At 58.2% G+C, this 18065-nt stretch carries 14 protein-coding genes; 6 read left to right on the top strand and 8 right to left on the bottom strand.

Annotated features, from left to right (window positions below; translation table 11 throughout):
- Window positions 1–3 precede the first annotated feature (3 nt).
- Window positions 4–1293 carry an MFS transporter gene (locus tag R2N11_RS02470; protein ID WP_316680002.1) on the top strand — a complete coding sequence of 430 codons (1290 nt, stop codon included), beginning with the start codon at window positions 4–6 and terminating at the stop codon, window positions 1291–1293.
- Between the two features lie 43 nt (window positions 1294–1336).
- Window positions 1337–2461 (top strand): branched-chain amino acid ABC transporter substrate-binding protein, encoded by a 1125-nt coding sequence (locus R2N11_RS02465; protein WP_316680035.1) that lies wholly within the window; start codon window positions 1337–1339, stop codon window positions 2459–2461.
- Between the two features lie 144 nt (window positions 2462–2605).
- Here R2N11_RS02465 and R2N11_RS02460 read toward each other — a convergent pair whose 3' ends face one another.
- The 4 genes from R2N11_RS02460 to R2N11_RS02445 are packed head-to-tail and all read right to left on the bottom strand — an operon-like array spanning window position 2606 to window position 6239.
- Window positions 2606–3400 (bottom strand): SIR2 family protein, encoded by a 795-nt coding sequence (locus tag R2N11_RS02460; RefSeq protein WP_316680001.1) that lies wholly within the window; start codon window positions 3398–3400, stop codon window positions 2606–2608.
- Window positions 3397–3957: a non-canonical purine NTP pyrophosphatase gene (locus tag R2N11_RS02455; RefSeq protein WP_316680000.1), complete on the bottom strand. Its 561-nt coding sequence runs from the start codon at window positions 3955–3957 to the stop codon at window positions 3397–3399. The genes R2N11_RS02460 and R2N11_RS02455 overlap by 4 nt, the downstream gene beginning before the upstream one ends.
- A complete protein-coding gene (locus tag R2N11_RS02450) occupies window positions 3954–5000 on the bottom strand; it encodes an adenosine deaminase family protein (RefSeq protein ID WP_316679999.1) in 1047 nt (348 codons plus the stop codon). The genes R2N11_RS02455 and R2N11_RS02450 overlap by 4 nt, the downstream gene beginning before the upstream one ends.
- Window positions 5001–5015: 15 nt before the next feature.
- Window positions 5016–6239 carry a hypothetical protein gene (locus R2N11_RS02445; RefSeq protein ID WP_316679998.1) on the bottom strand — a complete coding sequence of 408 codons (1224 nt, stop codon included), beginning with the start codon at window positions 6237–6239 and terminating at the stop codon, window positions 5016–5018.
- A 339-nt stretch (window positions 6240–6578) separates the two neighbouring features.
- On the opposite strand from R2N11_RS02445, the gene R2N11_RS02440 reads away from it, so the two are divergent.
- On the top strand, window positions 6579–7406 hold the full coding sequence (locus tag R2N11_RS02440; RefSeq protein WP_316679997.1) for a hypothetical protein: 828 nt from the start codon (window positions 6579–6581) through the stop codon (window positions 7404–7406).
- Window positions 7407–7537: 131 nt separating this feature from the next.
- Here R2N11_RS02440 and R2N11_RS02435 read toward each other — a convergent pair whose 3' ends face one another.
- Genes R2N11_RS02435 through R2N11_RS02420 form a run of 4 tightly spaced genes read right to left on the bottom strand, consistent with a single transcriptional unit; the run spans window position 7538 to window position 14048 of the window.
- The gene (locus R2N11_RS02435; RefSeq protein ID WP_316679996.1) at window positions 7538–8599 is read right to left on the bottom strand and encodes a CobW family GTP-binding protein; all 1062 of its coding nucleotides are present in this window, start codon (window positions 8597–8599) and stop codon (window positions 7538–7540) included.
- Window positions 8596–10185, bottom strand: coding sequence for an amidohydrolase family protein (locus tag R2N11_RS02430; RefSeq protein WP_316679995.1), 1590 nt, complete (start codon window positions 10183–10185; stop codon window positions 8596–8598). The genes R2N11_RS02435 and R2N11_RS02430 overlap by 4 nt, the downstream gene beginning before the upstream one ends.
- 40 nt (window positions 10186–10225) lie before the next feature.
- On the bottom strand, window positions 10226–13129 hold the full coding sequence (locus R2N11_RS02425; RefSeq protein WP_316679994.1) for an FAD-binding and (Fe-S)-binding domain-containing protein: 2904 nt from the start codon (window positions 13127–13129) through the stop codon (window positions 10226–10228).
- A gap of 19 nt (window positions 13130–13148) precedes the next feature.
- Window positions 13149–14048 (bottom strand): DMT family transporter, encoded by a 900-nt coding sequence (locus tag R2N11_RS02420; protein ID WP_316679993.1) that lies wholly within the window; start codon window positions 14046–14048, stop codon window positions 13149–13151.
- Between the two features lie 668 nt (window positions 14049–14716).
- Between R2N11_RS02420 and groES the strand changes: the two genes are divergently transcribed.
- The 3 genes from groES (at window position 14717) to R2N11_RS02405 (ending at window position 18063) form a co-directional block, all read left to right on the top strand.
- Window positions 14717–15007, top strand: coding sequence for a co-chaperone GroES (gene groES, locus R2N11_RS02415; protein WP_199030398.1), 291 nt, complete (start codon window positions 14717–14719; stop codon window positions 15005–15007).
- Window positions 15008–15110: 103 nt separating this feature from the next.
- The gene (groL, locus tag R2N11_RS02410; RefSeq protein ID WP_199030397.1) at window positions 15111–16754 is read left to right on the top strand and encodes a chaperonin GroEL; all 1644 of its coding nucleotides are present in this window, start codon (window positions 15111–15113) and stop codon (window positions 16752–16754) included.
- Window positions 16755–16986: 232 nt separating this feature from the next.
- Window positions 16987–18063, top strand: a complete 1077-nt coding sequence (locus tag R2N11_RS02405; protein ID WP_199030396.1) for a YjgN family protein — start codon at window positions 16987–16989, stop codon at window positions 18061–18063.
- Window positions 18064–18065: the final 2 nt, after the last annotated feature.

The raw sequence follows: 18065 nt of genomic DNA, 5'->3' as shown, positions 1-18065 counted from the left end.
ACAATGGAAGCGACCATGGCCGCCGCGCCACCCACAGAGACCCAACGACGCCGCCGCGCCATCGCGGCAACGATTCTGGGTAACGGCTTCGAGTGGTTTGATTTCATGGTGTATGGCTTTTTTGCCATCACCATCGGACAGTTGTTCTTTCCAACGGGGAATGACCTGACGTCGTTGTTGCTGTCGGTTGCAACATTCGGCGTTGGTTTTGTGGTCCGACCGATCGGTGGCGTTCTCATCGGCATATACGCAGACAAGGCCGGCCGCAAGGCAGCGCTATCTTTGACGATCCTGTTGATGGCTGGTGGCACGGCTCTGATTGGCCTGGCTCCGACCTATGAACAGATCGGCATCGCCGCACCTGTCCTAGTCATCCTCGCCCGCCTTATGCAGGGATTCTCAGCAGGTGGAGAGATGGGTAGCGCCACGGCTTTCCTCACCGAGCATGCGCCGGCTGATCGCAAAGGGTACTACTCAAGTTGGATCCAGAGCAGTATCGGCTTTGCTGTGGTTCTGGGGGCTACGGCAGGCACCATCCTCACGCTATGGCTGTCTCCCGAACAGGTAAAGGCGTGGGGCTGGCGCATTCCGTTCTTGCTCGGCATTCTCATCGGCCCCATCGGGTTCTACATCCGCAGCAACGTCGACGAGACTCCTGCATTTCTTGAAAACAAGGAGAAGGCCAAGCGCCCATTCTCCGAGGTACTGAACACCTATCCGCGCGAGACATTGACGACGTTTTCCATGGTCATCTTGTGGACGGTGTGCATCTATGTCCTGCTCTTCTACATGCCGACCTACGCAGTGAAGACGCTCAAGCTGCCGCAGTCGATGTCCTTTATTGCTGGCGTGGTGGGCGGAACGGTGATCACTATCCTGTCGCCGTTCGTTGGGGCGTGGTCCGATCGAGTTGGTCGTAAGAAGCTGCTTGCTGTTGCGTCTGGTGGGATCTTGCTGCTTGCCTATCCCATGTTCAACCTGGTCGTGACAACGCCATCGCAAACCACGCTGATCCTGTTCCAAAGCGTATTCGGCGTACTGATTGCGATCTACACCGGGCCCATTCTGGCCGCCTTCTCCGAGATATTCCCATCTCGAGTTCTGTCCACGGGGCTGTCCGTGGCCTACAACCTGGCCGTCATGACTTTCGGTGGATTTGCTTCCCTGATTTTGACGTGGCTGATCGCCACGACGGGCAGCGCGATGGCGCCTGCCGTGTATGTAGGTGTCGCCGCGGCCGTCAGCTTTGTGGGAGTCGTGTTCGGTTTCCGCGATCGTGCAGTACATAGCTAACCACTAAAAAGCAAACGAGGAGAACCATATGAAGAAACTTTCCATGCTCGCTACTTGCGTGGCGGGAGCCTTGCTGAGTGTCAATGCGATGGCCGATGTTCAGGAAATCAAGCTTGGCTTTGCAGCGCCCATGACTGGTGGGCAAGCGCAGTACGGCAAGGACATGCAAAACGGTGTCGTTCTAGCCGTAGAGGAGATGAACGCCAGCAAACCGAAGATAGACGGTAAGGATGTCCGATTTGTTCTGCTGTCTGAAGATGATCAAGCGGATCCGAAGACGGGCTCTGTGGTGGCACAGAAGCTAGTCGATGCAGGTATTCGTGGGATGGTCGGTCACTTCAACTCGGGCACCAGCATTCCGGCGTCGGCGGTGTATCAGCGTGCCGGGATCGGTGAAGTTGCAATGGCGACAGCACCCGAGTACACCAAGCAGGGTTTCAAGACCACCTTCCGCATGATGACGTCCGACACGCAGCAAGGCAGCGTGGTCGGGACCTATGTGGTGAAGAAGCTGGGTGCCAAAGCAATCGCCGTCGTTGACGACCGCACTGCCTACGGCCAAGGCCTGGCGGACGAATTCGAGAAGGCTGTGCGCGCCGCAGGCGGGACCGTCATTCGCCGCGAGTACACGAATGACAAGGCAGTGGACTTCAAGGCGGTTCTCACCAACCTGAAGCGAGTATCTCCTGATGTCGTTTTCTACGGTGGTGCCGAAACGCAGTCCGCTCCCCTCGTCAAGCAGATGCGGGAACTGGGGATGAGGGCTCAGTTGGTGTCAGGCGAAATGTCCAAGACGGACAGTTTCATCTCGCTGGCAGGCAAGGCGTCCGACGGGGTGATTTGCTCACTGGCAGGCTTGCCGCTCCAGGAGATGCCCGGTGGCAAGGACTACGCCGCACGCTATGAGCGCCGCTTCGGCACCTCCGTCCAAACATACTCTCCGTACGCTTATGACGGCGCCAACGTGCTGATGCGGGCGATGCTCAAGGCTAACTCTTCTGATCCGGCCAAGTATCTGCCGCTGCTCGCAGCAACCAGCGGCCCGGGGGTGACGACGCGCAACTGGTCCTATGATGCCCACGGCGATCTTAAGGATGGCGGCATCACCGTCTACAAGGTCGTAGCCGGCAAATGGCAGCCTCTCGAGAGCCTGAGCAACAGCAAGTAATTCGATCGATGTCATGCGCTACGGCTGCAGCGGTGCCTCGCGCTGCAGCCTTTTTTTTGGCCGCCGTCCCATAGTCCAATGTCCGCGCTTGGCCAAAACGGCCTTCCCGAGGGGCTGTCTCCGCCCACTCAGGGTTTCGCAAAGTCAGGTCACCAAATCCTGAAGGAAATCCGTGAGCGCTTTCTTCGGGTCATCCTCCTCCGAAACAACCATCTCGATCCCCCAATGGCTCAAGACCTCCTGGGCCACCGGGTTCGGACGATTCGTGAAGACGTAGGACTTCGGCCTTGCGGATGCAAGGGGTGAGCGCCCCCACATCTCGGTCAGGCGATAAAACAGCAGACGAATGTTGACATCGGTCAGGCTGTAGCCGATGAAGAGAACCGAGCTGCCCAGCACGTCATTGCGGAGCTTGATGTCCAGTGGCGTATCGAAGTCCAGCCGCTGAAAGTAGCTGGTTTCGTCAAGGACGATCGAGTCGTCTGCGTCGAAGTCGCCATGGAACTTGATGATCTGCCGGCGACCATCCGTAACAGAAACGAGATCGGCCACACTGGCGATCTTGTCGTACCCCACCCCGAACGCATCGTGGGCGTACTCCAACCATCGGTCGTAGTTGGTGGTGTAGATTCGGGAGAAATTGCCCTGCGTGATCAGCCGATGAATTTCGGACTTGGAGACATCCGTTGTTGATTTGTGCCATTCGCGATCCATCCAGCTGCGCAGTTGCCCGAGCCCGCCTTTCTTCTTTTTATAAAACTCTGCTAGGGCCAGATAAGTGCCATACGTAGAGAAGATTTTCGGATCATAGCCAAGCTCCTCCGCGATGTGCGCGATCAAAGCCCCCCAATCCGGCAGGTCAAGATTGGCAGACACCCCGGAACCCACAAACAGCATCAGCTTGCCGGTGCGATGCGCATCGAGTAGTTCGTCTCTCATCTTTTGCCCTTTGCGGATTTGAGGTGGGCGGCAAACAGGTCGAGTGCTTTGCGCCGCATAGAAATGCGGTCCTTGGCCGCCCCCATCTGGGCGAACGTCTGAGTGCTCCCATCCGGGACGAAAACACAGTCCCATTGGAAATCAGTGGGACCGGCAGGTGTGCGAGGTACAGTCCCATCGATCGCGCCCTCGAATATGTGGATTTCGCGTCCGTCGCAGTACCCGAGAATCGTCTTGGCAGTGACCTTTGCGTCGCCAAGGCCTGCAACGAGATCAGCGAAGCGATTCGCCTCCAGCCTGTCCCAGAAGATCTGTGTCAAACCTGCTGGAAGGCCATTGAGACCGCTCAAGTACAAGCCAGTGTGCTCGACGAACAACGGGCGACCGATGGCCTCGAACGCTTTGGCCACCTTGTCTCGCACCAACCGGTCAACGTCTTCGGTCTGGAGCTCCTCGATTTTCTTCGACACCGGTACGATGTCCACCCCAACCGGTGTCAGGATCCGCTGCACCTCGGCAACCTTGTGCTTGTTGCCGGACATGAATCGGATTTTCAAGTTAGATCCTTCATGAATGAGTAGCGCTTGGCTAGTTCGTACTGCTGTCGCATATCACCGATCGACAGGCCCTCGGCCATCGCGGCAGCTTGGTCGTCCGCTAGGCCGTGCTGGTGGATTGCGGGGTTATCCGAGCAAATGACAAACGGAACGCCATATCGACGAAACTGCTGAAGCGGGTGAGCTTCGTTCGCAGGAACTGCACCAGTGAGGCGATTGCTGATCGGGCACACCTCCACGCAAATGCCCTTCGCGGAGAGAAGCTCCAGCAGTCCTGGATCCTTGCCAGCAGCTGTCCCGTGGCCAATGCGATCTGCGCCAAACAACTCTACGGCAGTTCGGACGTTCTCCACGCGGCCGGTTTCACCGGCATGGATCGTGATCCCGAGCCCGAACCTGTCTTTCGCGTCCCGAAAGAGCGAGGGCAACTCCGTCGGATACGCCATTTCTTCATCGCCAGCCAAGTCGAGCCCAATCACTTCTCTCGGCTCACCAAGGTCCTGGTAGGCCTGCAGAAGGGTGGACAGGCTGACCGCGCTATAGTCACCACGCGTCACCGTAAGAATCAGGCCTCGACGGATACCGTGGCGCTGTGCAGCTTCCCCGGTCGATTCGATCAGGCGCTCAAGCGCCTGCGCTGGCGAACATTTCTGAAGCGCTGCGAGGTATAGAACGCTGCTTCGGAGTTCGACGAAGCGCACGTTGTTTTCCGCTAAGCTCGCGACGACCGCAAGGGTGAGGTAATCGAGGTTTTCGCGCTTCCTAGGAAAGAGTCGAAAAACTTGCCAACACCTCAAGTATTCGGCCAGAGATTGGCAGGGTTTAGCCCGAATTAGGTCTCGCTCGAACTCGAATCCAGCCGGCAATACGGTCGCTTCGTCAGCCAGGATCTCTCGAATCTTCGACGCTGGAATCGCACCGTTTATGTGTACATGAAGTTCCCCCCGATTAGGCACATCCGCGCCACGCCCCTCTTCGTCTGCCTCCTTGGCGACGCCAGAATCGTCCAGCGTTAATGACAGATCTAGTTGCCACTGATCCAATCGTCGTCCCCGTATCTACCAGTCCATGTTTGCAGCGCGCTCTTGCGCATCCAACTGGCGTTTGATGAGTTGCTCCATAGCGTCGACTGACCGCATTGCCAATAGGTAGGTGCCGTCACTTGCGAACGTAAGCACAGTAGGAACTTCGCTCTCCATATATTCCTTTGCTGGCTCCCTTGTGCCAGTCCAAAGATGTGTGACGAATGCCTCGATTTGCAGTAACGCAGCCTTCTCATCGAATGCCGGTCCGCCCGTTAGAGAGTAGCCATGTCTAGAATCTCTCGTAAGGAGAACGGGCACGGCGCCAGCACCCGAGTGAAAAGAAAATGCCTCGCCACGCTTTCCGAACGCACCGTGAGCCATGTAGTTTCGGATCTGAGTTCTCAGTGTGAGCAGACCATCGTAGTGGCTTTTTGTAACGACGTCGTTGATATCCAGCGCCGTCCTAAATTTTGTTTTCCAGTCTGCGGCGGCCAATCTTGCGACCTCTTCTCCGGTTCGGATAAATCCTTGCAAAACCGCGAGATGGATGAAAACGTGCTCAGTCCAACCGAAGAATGCTTCAATTGCAGCCTGAGCACTCCACTCTGCTTCTTCCTTGAGTCTGATCGACGGAAACAAATGCGCAAACCGCAGTTTGTAGCCGGGCAATCCTCCATCGGACGTGGTCATCTCTTCGCGCCGAAGTAACGACTCCGACGTCTTCAACTCAAACTGCTCGCAGAAGAACCGATATCGCTCGAAAAGTGCGGCGCTTGTGTTTACGACATTGATATCGCGACCCTTAGCGGCAGTTTGGGCTCGCCATTCAAAGTAAGGTGCCGCTAAGTCTACAGCCCGTTTTATGCGTCGAACTATCTCACGAGCGTCGGACTCTTCGCCTTCGCTCGCTACTCCACTACTTCTTGCTGACGGATTGCGATTCGGTGCGAATACACCCATCCCCATCTTTCGATGTTCCACTCCGTAGAGCTTGCCACCGAGGCGGACTGGCACAGCCCAAGCGACCTTCTCCCATCGTCCAAGATACGGGAATCCCAAAAGATCGATCAGCAGGAAATGGACTAGATAGTGTGGCGGCAGATCCCGCCCGGCCTTGGTCCATGATGATAAGAAGAAGCTCTTAGATTCTTCTGCGGAACCAGGCGGTCCGGCGGGCACGAGGTCATCCATTGCAGATAGCGCGGCACCGCGGACTGCGAGTAGCTCAGGGGGGAGCGCTTCTTCTTGATTTTTCATGAGGCAAATATATCGGGTTCGAATACCAGTCAACTTTCGCTGTTGGGTCTATTGTTCCAAACACGAATCGTGTCTCAGATGTTAATACTCAAGCTCCAGCGAACACACCACAAACCACTCGCCCCAAATACGAAGTCTCGGAAACGAATTCCAGGAATAGCTGCCCTTGAACACCTGACCGGGCACCCGACAGCTTTGGTTCAGCAGCGCATGCTGATCAATCGAGCGCCCGCCGTCCACTATCAGACATTCATTCGACTGTACATGCAGGATCGTCGACAATCGACGCCAGTACTTCATTGAGAGAGGGTGCGTTCAGCACCGGACATAAGGAGCTCTATGGCGTTGATCATTGGCGATGGTAGGGATGAGATTCGCAAGAAACTTGCTGGGGCCACCGCTGGAGTACCCAACTGGCACGTCGGAAGCGATAACTGGCTCGAGCATATATTGAAGGGGCTTTGGCCGCAGTTCGTCGCATTGCGTGAGGAGGTCAAAATCGACGCGGCCCGAAGCACCATCGAGGCGCGTACAAACTATGCGGAGTGGCGCGCGCGGCTCGCATCTCTGAACCCGGGAGCGGGTGACCTAGAGATTGATGAAGAAGCGAAGCGGCAATCAGGTATCAATAAGACACCAGAGGAACGCGTCTCTCATCGCTATTTGATGAAGGCCATAGCTCTTCACACTGAGGTAGCGATACTCTCAGCCGCACTCTGTGAGGCCGAGATCAATCTTGCGCTGGCGTGGGGGCTCTCAATGCTCGATAAAGAGGATGTGTTCCAACTCATCGAATCGAAGCCCACACCAGATAAGTGGTTGCATGGACCTAAAATAATGCTGCCTGGCTATGTGATACCACCAGGGTGCGCGGAGGCCGAAACACTACACAAACTTTTTGGCGAGAGAAATCGCCTAGTTCATCCCAGGTCGACGGTAAAAAAGGCCGGTCAGCACAAGTTGGGAACCAAAATCCCCAAGCCCCCCAAACTTGTAGAGCTGATTGCGTGGATGGGACGCTACTTCAGCTTGCCCTTTGATTTGGCCGATTTCTTGCGTACACAACCATCTATCAACGGCGACCGGATTCCGGTCATGACTCGGCGAGAAGCGATCGAGCGGGTGCCCCAGCATACGCTTCCAAGACCAGCCACCCCACCCCGCTAGTCCCCGCCAACATAGATTGAAGCCTGCTAAGGCTGTTGCGGACACCTACCCCTGCGTAGACTCCGAGCAAAGCCCCACCTGCATGCTCACTTTCGACAAACTGAGAAATCAGTTTCAAACGCCCCATCCTCTTAGGAGGGTAGCGAACACCCGCCGGGCAGTCGCACGCGAATAGGGTTGCGAGCTGCCTGCCGCGAAATCTCCTTAATGGGAAGACGCGGTTCCACGCTTGCCACCTCGTCTCTCGTAGCGTCACGGACAATCAGCACCATCGACGAGGTATGCGTTCGGGAACCAATGCGCCGCGGCATATCGACGTGAGGGCCGACGCCTTGGATCAGAACGGGTTCGGAACAATCTCGGAGATCGACGATTCCTTTCATGCGCAGAAGCCGCCCGTCAAAATATCCGACGAGGTTCTCGAGCCATGCCTCCAGCGTGTTCCATCCCAGCGGTTCGGTGAACGTGACCTTAAAGACTCCAAGCCGCGGATGATTCGCGGCACCAGTGGAAATTGAACTCGCGCTAGTTCTACGCATAGGCTCTTCCTCAGTTGCGAGCCGAGCCCAATCGGGCTTGCCCGCAGGACATTCAAAAGCAAGCTGGGCCCGACGTATCGGTTTTGGCTCGACTACAAGCTGCGCGAATGGCGCGAACTGAGATACCTTCTCGAGCACTTCGTCCGTGACGATCCCTTCAACCAGGTCGAGCTTCGTCAACACGACTACGTGCGCAGCAGCCAACTGTGCAGCCGCCAGCTCGAACATGGCGTCGGTACGGGCGGTTTGGCTGGCGTCATACGTAGTCACCACACTCACGCACATATTCAGCCAAGCCAGCCCCGATAGAGTACGGAGAATGGCTCCCGGCTCTGATATGCCACTGCACTCGAGAATCACACGACGAAGCGGCGCCATTCCGGAGTACTGACGCTCTTGCAGCAACGCTTGGACGGTTGCCTGCAAATCATTTGTGAGGCTGCAGCATACGCAGCCGTTGCTCAGTGTGGCCATGGGTACACCCTCACGCAACGCGAGGACTGCACCATCAATGTTCACTTCGCCCACATCGTTGACGATCACTGCGGTATCGCCTTCCGACCGCGTCGCTAGGTAGCGCTCAAGCAGCGTCGTTTTCCCGCTGCCGAGGAATCCTGATAGAACAACAAAGTCTGTGGGCGTGCCGCTCATCATGGCGCCAACTCATCTCGTGCTTCAACCATCCCTTTCACATCTTTGAGCAGCGTTTCCGTATCGAAGCACATTCCGCCCTTGATGGTCGTCCGCAGGCACCGGCGCCATTCACCGCTGTTCGCCTTTTCGTTTAACCGCAGTGCACCGGTGCCGTACAGCAACTTGAAGTCGTCCAACGGGTTGGTATCGTGCACCAGCATGTCCGCGCGCTTTCCGACTTCAATGGAGCCGGTGTCTTCCTGAACACCCAGCAGTTCGGCGCCGTGCAATGTGGCTGCGCGAAGGGTCTCCAATGTGCTGAAACCCGCTTCCTGCAGCAGTTCGAGTTCACGAACGAAGCCAAAGCCATAGACCTGGAACATGAACCCAGAGTCGCTGCCAGTACACACTCGGCCGCCGAGGTTCTTGTAGTCATTCAGGAACTGCATCCAGATGCGGAACGTCTCGCGCCACTCGATCTCGTTCTGAGTCGTCCACTGATACCAGTAAGCGCCATGACCGCCACGGTGGGGCTGGAAGTACTGCCAGAGATTGTGGTCGGTGTATGGCCGATGCCAGTCGGCGCGACGCGCACGCATGAGATCGCGATTGGCGTCATACACCGTCATGGTCGGGACGAACGTGTGCCCCGCTTCCAAAAACGCACCAAGCACCTCATTCCACTTGGCGCTACCCGGTTTCGCCGCTTGCAGAAAAGTCGTGCCGGCAGTCGAGAACCGCAAATACTCATCGTTGTAGTGATAGCCCCGCGGAAATGCTTGAACGGTCCGGTCATCGAAAAGCGCCTCGGGAAGGCCATAACTGTGTTCAGAGCTCGTGAGTCCCCATTTGGCCGTGGTCAGCGCATTCATCCGGCTCACCGCTAATGTCGCGTGATGGCAGCAGGTGCGCAGGCCTTGCTGACGTGCTTCGTCCAATGCGGCTTCCATGATCGCCGGCGGGGCGCCGAAGAACTTGACGCCGTCAGCCCCGGCCTCACGGATCTTGCGCATCCATTCGCGTGCGGCGGCGGGAGTATGGATGGTTTTCAGATAGTCGTTGATGGCTGGGAAGTACGCGTAAGCAAAAAGACGCGGAGCAGCTATCGCATACTCATCCGATGCCTTCTTCTGTTGCAGCGTCCACTCCAGCCCATTGAAGCACCCCGTCTCCCTGACGGTCGTGACGCCGTGTGCCAGCCATAGCTTGTATACGTAGTCGGCGTTCGGCATCGTCCCGCACGATGCATGGAAAGGCGCTCCAACATGCGCGTGGCTGTCGATGAAGCCAGGGGTCACAAATTTGCCGTGACAGTCGATCTCGAACTCACCTTGCTCGGGGCGACGCGATTCGCGAATGGGAAGGCCCGGCGTCCCGACGCTGACGATATCCACGATGCGGTCACGTTCGACCACGATATCAACCGGCCCCCAGGGAGGGGCGCCGGTGCCATCGATCAGCGTAGCCCCACGGAGAACAAGGCGCTTGTATGGCCCGTCGCCCCGATCCCGCGACGTCGCAGCATCCACAGAGGGCAGGCTGTACTTGGCAAAGCCAGCAACAATTTCCTCACCAATCTTGATCGAGGCAGTAGGGGGCGTATTCATCGTGTCTCTCTCACTTCTCGTGCGGATTTTGGTCTGATGATCAATTGTTATTCTTGGCGTTGACCCCAGGTTCCGCCAGGACCTCTACGAGGTGCTTCGCCTGGCGGCCCCCAAGATGGCTAATCTGGCACCGGCAGCTAAATCCGTCGCTCACAAGGACATCTTCCGGTTTGACCGATTGCAGCTTCGGTAGGAGCTCCAACTCTCCAACTTTTCGTGCAACCTCGGCCGTCTTCGTGTGGTATCCAAAAGCACCGGCCATTCCGCAGCATCCGGTGTCCAAGACACGCGCTCCCAACTGACTCTCAGCTTGAGTTCCCCCACATGCCCGTTGATGGCAATGAGGGTGCACATGAACAGCGTCGCCCGCGGGAAGTGCTAGCCCCGCGCTCTTCGCGAACTCTGCAGTGGTGATGACCAGTTTAGATAGCAACAGAGCACGTCTATCTTCGGGCAGGAGCGACGGCAGCTCGTCGCGGAAGACCGATAGGCAACTAGGTTCCAGAACCAGCACCGGAACCCCGGTCTCAATGGCCAGTTCCAGTACGTTGAGAATCTCGAGCAGATTCTCGCGGGCCTTCTCCAGCAACCCGACGTCGTAGAGGGGGCGCCCACAACACACATGGCGCCGCGTCAGGCGTGGGGTCCATCCTGCGCGCTCTATGACCCGGACTGCAGCTTCCAGGACCGCAGGCGTGAAGCCGTTATTGAAAGTGTCGACCCAGAGGACGACGTCCTTCGCGCCAAACGCCTCGGGCCAAACATCGCTCAATCTGTTGGCAGTGGCATCAGATCTGAATGACTTGAGTGCCAGCTTGGGGAACTTCACTGAGGGCGCGAGCCCCATCGTCTTGGCGAGCTGTCTGAGCACCGGCTGGCGCATCATTGCGTTGACAGGTCGGGCCAGCGGTGCTGCTAGCGGCAACCATTGCCCAATGCGACCAATCATTGCATCCATTGGCTTGCGCCGATGCTTCTGGTGGTAGCGACTCAAGAACTCGCTACGGTACTTGGGAATATCGACGTGAGTCGGACAGTCGGACTTGCACCCTTTGCACGCAAGGCAAAGGTCGAGCGAATCCTTGATGGCCTCGTCCTGCCATCCACCAGTAACGACGTCGCCTCGAAGCATCTCGAAGAACAGACGCGCACGGCCGCGCGTGGAATAGAGTTCCTCTCGCGTGGCCTTGAAGCTGGGACACATCGTCCCGCCTTCCAGCGACCGGCACTTGCCCATACCGATGCAGCGTTCGGTTTCACGAGCAAATCCGGTGGTCGTTCCCTCGCCAAAGGCAAAGGCGGTTTCCACTTCCACTTGGCGATACTCAGGGCCGCGGCGAAGATGCATATCCGCCGACATCGCGTCAATCAGCTTGCCGGGGTTCATCAGCCCCTTTGGATCCCAGATAGCCTTGAACTCGCGGAATGCCTGCATGAGTTCGGGCGAGTACATCAGCGGAAGGAACTCGCCTTTCGCCTGCCCATCTCCATGCTCGCCCGACAGCGATCCGCCGTGGGCGACAACCAGCCGTGCAGCTTCCTCCAGGAATGCGCGCCAATGCTGAACACCTTGTTTTGACTGGAGATCGAAGGTGATTCGCGAGTGGATACAGCCATCGCCGAAATGGCCATAGAGATTGGTGCGGTAACCGTACCTGGCCACTAACGCCGAGAACTCGCGCAGATATGCACCTAGCCGTGCGGGCTCAACGGCGGCGTCCTCCCAACCCACCACGGGATCGGGTTCACCGGGAACATTGGACAGCGATGTCGCAGAAGCACCGGTCTCGCGGATCGACCACAGCCGATGCATCAGGCGCGCATCATCGACCAAGCGATAGCTGGGCTTCGATCCTAGCCGCTCTGCAACTGCGACGGCTCGTTCGGCAGATGCAACGGCGTCGGGGCGTTGTTGCGCTCCAAATTCGATCATCAACCAGGCGTTTCCAGCCGGCAGTTCTGCAATGTCGTCCAGCCGCAGACCTAGATCACGCAGGCCGTGAATAATGCCGTCATCGAGCCCCTCCATGGCAATTGGGCCAAGTGGGAGCAAATCGGGAACGCAATCCGCCGCATCGAAGATGGTTTCGAAGCCAAGTACCACCAGGACCCGCTCACGTGGGTGGGTTACCAAGCGAGTCTCTGCTCTGGTCACCGTCACACAGGTGCCCTCGGAACCAACCAGGGCCCTGGCGATGTTGAAGCCGTTCTCTGGCAGCAATTGGTCAAGGTTGTATCCCGAGACTCGGCGCTTTAGTTTCGGGTAGCCCGAGCGGATCGCGTTCTCATGGCGATCGACGAGCGCCTTCAACCCGCGCACGATCTGCGCGCGCTCGCCGCCCGCTGCCAAATGTTGTTCGTACTCGTCCTGGTCGGTAGCGCCCACCCAGAAGCGCTCCCCGGTGGTCGTGACGACTTCTAGACGCTCGATGTTCTCGACCGTTTTGCCGGCCATCACCGAATGGGCGCCGCACGAGTTGTTGCCAATCATGCCACCCAAGGTGCAACGAGAATGCGTCGCGGGGTCGGGGCCAAACGTTAGGCCGTGGACAGCGGCTGCCTGCTTCAGCTGATCGCAGATGACACCGGGTTGAACAATGGCGGTGCGCTGGCCCGGATCGATTCCTTCCACCGCGTTAAGGTACTTCGAATGATCAATACAGACCGCCGCGTTGACTGACTGCCCGCACATGGAAGTCCCTGCGCCGCGTGGGACGATGGGTACAGAAAGTTCGCCACATAGCCGAACCGCTTCGACAAGGTCCGCGATGGTTTTGGGAATCACAATCCCAAGAGGAGGCTGGCGATAGTTGGACGCTTCGGACGCGTAGGCGCCTCGGGTAGCCGCGTCAAATCGCAGCTCTGCGCCGGTTTGCGCTTGGAGCTTGCTGCGCAGTTGCAGCAGCGTGTTCAGTTGAGGGGCCAAGTTGGAGGTGTTAGCCATAAGATTGCGAGCCGATGAATTAGGGCTCAGTGAGGTCAGGCCGAGCATCGAGCGGCCTTGATTCCGAAACCGAAGAGTCCCAGTCTTGGGCAGTGGAGGCGTTCTCGGCACGCCGGCCAACCATGACGGAGATGGTTACGAAGAGCGCTCCAAGCATGGTCCCCGCTGTGAGGCCCTTTCCGACGTAGATACTCACAAACGCAGTGGATGCAATCGGCACCGCATAGCCGTACAAGGCAATCCGCTGCGGATGTCCGCGCTTCATTGCGATATCCCATAAGTAGAAGGCGCCGCCGAGCGGGCCGATGCCCATGTAGATCAATACGATCCACTGCCATCGACTCACGCTGAAGGATTCTTGAACAAAGAAGTTGGTAGCGATCGCAGTGATGCCGGCCAGCAGGCAGTAGAGCGCTACAGTGGACGTTGGAACGGCGGCACTCCGCTTAGCCCAAACCGAATACGCAGCCCAGATAAGTGCTGAAACCAGCGCAAGTACATACCCCCACCAAGCATTCCAATTCCCCAAGGGGGCATCCCCAACGCAGGCGACGATGCCAACAAAGCCGAGTAGGCCTGCAATTACGTGAGTACGTGAAAGCCGATGATTGGGTAGCAGCGCCGGGGTCAGAAGGATGATCAACAGTGGCCAGAGGTAGTGCAAGAGATTGGCGACCACTGGCTCGGCCAGCTTCAAGCTCAAGAAATACAGCGCGTGATAGCCGAACATGGCCCCTGCACCTACCAGTAGTGCAGACAGGGATAGTTCTCGCCATCGAATCCAGGGGAGTCCACAAGCGCCACCGATTGCCAGGGCAATGCCTGTGGAGAAAAGCGCAGGGACGCCGGTCAGCGCAACCGCAGAAACGGCTAGTGAGCTCCAGATCAGAAGCGCAAGGATTGCGAGTAACTCAGGCACGTACTTTCTCTTTCTTGAGTGCCTGTATAGGCACAGTCCATTGGCAGCCGCACAACTACGATTGCGCGTTGTCAGAGTAGAGAAAGGCGCCTGCGGAGACTTCGCTGCGACGATTGGAACGCCGAGCGGCGCTCTCCTATGAAAACTAGGAGTGAACAGGGCGCCCGCGGCGATCAAGCCGCTGTTTCAGAGCAGCGGCGAGGTGTTCTCGCCCCATCGAAGACAAATACCCCCGTGTCTTCTCACCTTTCCACGAGTCCCGCGGGCTCATCCATGCATATTTTTTGTGCTTCTTGATGCTCTTTTTCTGGCCTGGAGCGGGAGGTTCGCGCCTCTCACGGCGAGAGTAGGACCCCATTCCGTTGTTCCGACTCACATGGGTGGCTTCAGCTAAAGCACTGAGGGGAAAGGTATTTTTGAGAAATGAGGTTGGTGAGGAGCTCCAGGGAGTTCAGAGTTGAGTGAACAAAGTTCAGCGTTGAGCGAATCTCGACAGCTGAGTGAATTTCGACGAATCCCCATTCTTGAAATCGTAATACCCCGTCCCTATAATTAGCACTCGTCGGGTTGGAGTGCTAACAACGCACCCGCCCCCGAAGTTTTACCGAAGCGCCGCGCTCTGCGGCGCGTTTTGTGAATAAACACTCACTTTGCATTGAGGAGTTTGTATGAACCTGCGTCCCTTGCATGATCGCGTGATCGTGAAGCGCCTGGACAACGAAACGAAGACCGCTTCCGGCATCGTCATCCCTGACGCCGCCGCTGAAAAGCCGGACCAAGGTGAAGTGCTGGCCGTTGGCCCGGGCAAGAAAGACGACAAGGGCAATGCGATCGCGCTGGACGTGAAGGTCGGCGACCGCGTGCTGTTCGGCAAGTACGCCGGCCAATCCGTCAAGGTGGAAGGCCAGGAAGTTCTGGTCATGCGCGAAGAAGACATCATGGCCGTGGTGGCGAAGTAAGCGTGCGCTCAAGCGCAACGGCTTACCAGTAACCCAATCCTCATTGCTTGCGCCCCATTCAGGTTGGCGCGGGCAACATCCCAAGATCTCGGAGATTCTCAAGATGGCAGCTAAAGACGTAGTGTTCGGCGACGCCGCACGTGCCAAGATGGTTGAAGGCGTGAACATTCTCGCCAACGCCGTGAAGGTGACCCTGGGCCCGAAGGGCCGCAACGTGGTGCTGGAGCGCAGCTTCGGTGGCCCGACCGTGACCAAGGACGGTGTGTCGGTCGCCAAGGAAATCGAGCTGAAGGACAAGCTGCAGAACATGGGCGCGCAAATGGTCAAGGAAGTTGCTTCCAAGACCAGCGACAACGCCGGTGACGGCACCACCACCGCTACGGTGCTGGCTCAGTCGATCGTGCGCGAAGGCATGAAGTACGTTGCCGCCGGCATGAACCCGATGGACCTGAAGCGCGGTATCGACAAGGCTGTCGCTGCTGCCGTGGAAGAGCTGAAGAACATCAGCAAGCCGACCACCACCAGCAAGGAAATCGCTCAAGTTGGCGCCATCTCGGCCAACAGCGACGAATCCATCGGCCAGCGCATCGCTGAAGCCATGGACAAGGTCGGCAAGGAAGGCGTGATCACCGTGGAAGACGGCAAGTCGCTGGCCGACGAGCTGGACGTCGTGGAAGGTATGCAGTTCGACCGCGGCTACCTGTCGCCGTACTTCATTAACAACCCGGAAAAGCAAGTTGTCCAACTGGACAACCCGTTCGTTCTGCTGTTCGACAAGAAGGTCAGCAACATCCGTGACCTGCTGCCGGTGCTGGAGCAAGTGGCCAAGGCTGGCCGTCCGCTGCTGATCATTGCTGAAGACGTTGAAGGCGAAGCCCTGGCAACGCTGGTGGTCAACAACATCCGTGGCATCCTGAAGACCGCTGCCGTCAAGGCTCCGGGCTTCGGCGACCGCCGCAAGGCCATGCTGGAAGACATCGCCATCCTGACGGGCGGCCAAGTCATCGCTGAAGAAGTCGGCCTGACGCTGGAAAAGGCAACCCTGAACGACCTGGGCCAAGCCAAGCGCGTTGAAATCGGCAAGGAAAACACCACGATCATCGACGGTGCTGGCGATGCCCGCAACATCGAAGCCCGCGTGAAGCAAGTGCGTGCCCAGATCGAAGAAGCGACCTCGGACTACGACCGTGAGAAGCTGCAAGAGCGCGTGGCCAAGCTGGCCGGCGGTGTTGCCGTGATCAAGGTTGGCGCAGCCACCGAAGTCGAAATGAAGGAAAAGAAGGCTCGCGTGGAAGATGCACTGCACGCAACGCGCGCTGCCGTGGAAGAAGGTATCGTGGCTGGCGGCGGTGTTGCACTGCTGCGCGCCCGCGCTGCCATCTCGGGCCTGAAGGGTTCCAACGCTGACCAAGACGCCGGCATCAAGATCGTGCTGCGCGCCATGGAAGAGCCGCTGCGCCAGATCGTCACGAACGCTGGCGACGAGGCTTCGGTTGTGGTGGCCAACGTGATCGCCGGCAAGGGCAACCACGGCTACAACGCCGCCACCGGCGAGTACGGTGACCTGGTGGAAATGGGCGTGCTGGACCCGACCAAGGTGACCCGCACCGCGCTGCAGAACGCCGCTTCGGTCGCTTCGCTGATGCTGACGACGGATTGCGCCGTTGCAGAACTGCCGAAGGAAGATGCAGCTCCGGCAATGCCGGGCGGCATGGGCGGCATGGGTGGCATGGACGGCATGATGTAATTTGCCAGTCCGGCAACTCGGCCCGGCCGCTGGTTCTTCCGGCGGTTGTTCCAAACAAAAAACCCCGTGGGTGCAAGCCTGCGGGGTTTTTTGTTATATGCATGACTGTTTTCGTCCCTGATTTGTTAACGCGCCGTTAACGCTGCATTGCGGCAGGCTTCGCTACAATCGGCCCACCCGCGAGCCTCTGTTTCTGAGCGGGCACGACAACAACACAGGGAAGGGAAAACAGATGAACGACATCGCACGCGAGCCCGTCCTGGGCGGCGCCCAGGCTCCGGCTGCCCCGCAACCCTTGCGGATGCGCTTTATCGGCAGCGGCTCGGAATACTTCCGTATCTGGATCGTCAACCTGCTGCTGACCATCGTCACGCTGGGCATCTACTCGGCCTGGGCGAAGGTGCGCACGATGCAGTATTTCTACCGCAACACGCAGTTGGCCGGATCGAGCTTCGACTATCACGGTAGCCCGACCGCCATTCTCAAGGGTCGCGCGATCATCTTCGTGCTGGCACTGGCGTTCAACCTGCTCGGCCATTCCTCGCCGGTGCTGTCGCTGGTGTTCCTGGCACTGCTGGCGGCTGCCTTTCCGTGGCTGCTGGTGCGCTCGCTGCGCTTCCGCATGGCCAACTCCAGCTATCGCGGCCTGCGTTTCGCCTTCACGGGTAAGGATGCAGAAGGCTACATGGTGTTTCTGGTCTGGCCGATCCTGAGTGTCTTCACCGCGTACCTGCTGGCGCCGCTGGCGCACCAGCGCTTCAAGCGGTATCAGCATCGCAACACGCGCTTTGGCACCACGCCCTTCGATTTTTCGGGCACGCCGGGCAACTTCTATGGCGTGTATCTGCGCACGTTCGGGTTGGCGCTGCTCGCCGTCGTAGCAGCGGGTGCCTTGATTCTTCTGACCGGTATTTCGTTCAGCAAGGGTGCCAACAACGCTAGCGCCGCCATCGGTATCGCCATTGCCGTGGTGCTGATGTACTTGGCGATGCTGTTCCTGGCACCGTACTTCATGTCGCGCCTGCAGAACGTGGTGTGGAACCACACCACGCTGGGCCCGCATCGCTTCCAGAGCCAAGTGGCGGCCGGCAAGCTGTTCTGGATCTACGTGTCGAACGCGGTGCTGATTGCCATCACCATTGGCCTGTTCACGCCGTTTGCGCGCGTGCGTACGTTGCGCTACAAGCTTGACTCGGTGACGCTGTTTGCGGCCGGTTCGCTCGACACCTTCGTGGCAGGCGAAACCACCAAGGTGAGCGCGCTGGGCGACGCTGCGGTGGATTGGTACGACATCGACATCGCGCTGTAAGC

Origin of the sequence: Ralstonia flaminis (genome assembly GCF_958415495.1) — a bacterium.
Taxonomy (GTDB): domain Bacteria; phylum Pseudomonadota; class Gammaproteobacteria; order Burkholderiales; family Burkholderiaceae; genus Ralstonia; species Ralstonia flaminis.
Note: the sequence above shows the minus strand (reverse complement) of the source record. Positions and strands in the feature narration are given on the sequence as shown.

What these genes read in the sequence shown, in the direction of transcription:
- R2N11_RS02470 (WP_316680002.1), top strand. Translation starts at nt 4, where the DNA reads ATGGAAGCGACCATGGCCGCCGCGCCACCCACAGAGACCCAACGACGC.
- R2N11_RS02465 (WP_316680035.1), top strand. Translation starts at nt 1,337, where the DNA reads ATGCTCGCTACTTGCGTGGCGGGAGCCTTGCTGAGTGTCAATGCGATG.
- R2N11_RS02460 (WP_316680001.1), bottom strand. Translation starts at nt 3,400, where the DNA reads ATGAGAGACGAACTACTCGATGCGCATCGCACCGGCAAGCTGATGCTG.
- R2N11_RS02445 (WP_316679998.1), bottom strand. Translation starts at nt 6,239, where the DNA reads ATGAAAAATCAAGAAGAAGCGCTCCCCCCTGAGCTACTCGCAGTCCGC.
- R2N11_RS02440 (WP_316679997.1), top strand. Translation starts at nt 6,579, where the DNA reads ATGGCGTTGATCATTGGCGATGGTAGGGATGAGATTCGCAAGAAACTT.
- R2N11_RS02435 (WP_316679996.1), bottom strand. Translation starts at nt 8,599, where the DNA reads ATGATGAGCGGCACGCCCACAGACTTTGTTGTTCTATCAGGATTCCTC.
- R2N11_RS02430 (WP_316679995.1), bottom strand. Translation starts at nt 10,185, where the DNA reads ATGAATACGCCCCCTACTGCCTCGATCAAGATTGGTGAGGAAATTGTT.
- R2N11_RS02425 (WP_316679994.1), bottom strand. Translation starts at nt 13,129, where the DNA reads ATGGCTAACACCTCCAACTTGGCCCCTCAACTGAACACGCTGCTGCAA.
- groES (WP_199030398.1), top strand. Translation starts at nt 14,717, where the DNA reads ATGAACCTGCGTCCCTTGCATGATCGCGTGATCGTGAAGCGCCTGGAC.
- groL (WP_199030397.1), top strand. Translation starts at nt 15,111, where the DNA reads ATGGCAGCTAAAGACGTAGTGTTCGGCGACGCCGCACGTGCCAAGATG.
- R2N11_RS02405 (WP_199030396.1), top strand. Translation starts at nt 16,987, where the DNA reads ATGAACGACATCGCACGCGAGCCCGTCCTGGGCGGCGCCCAGGCTCCG.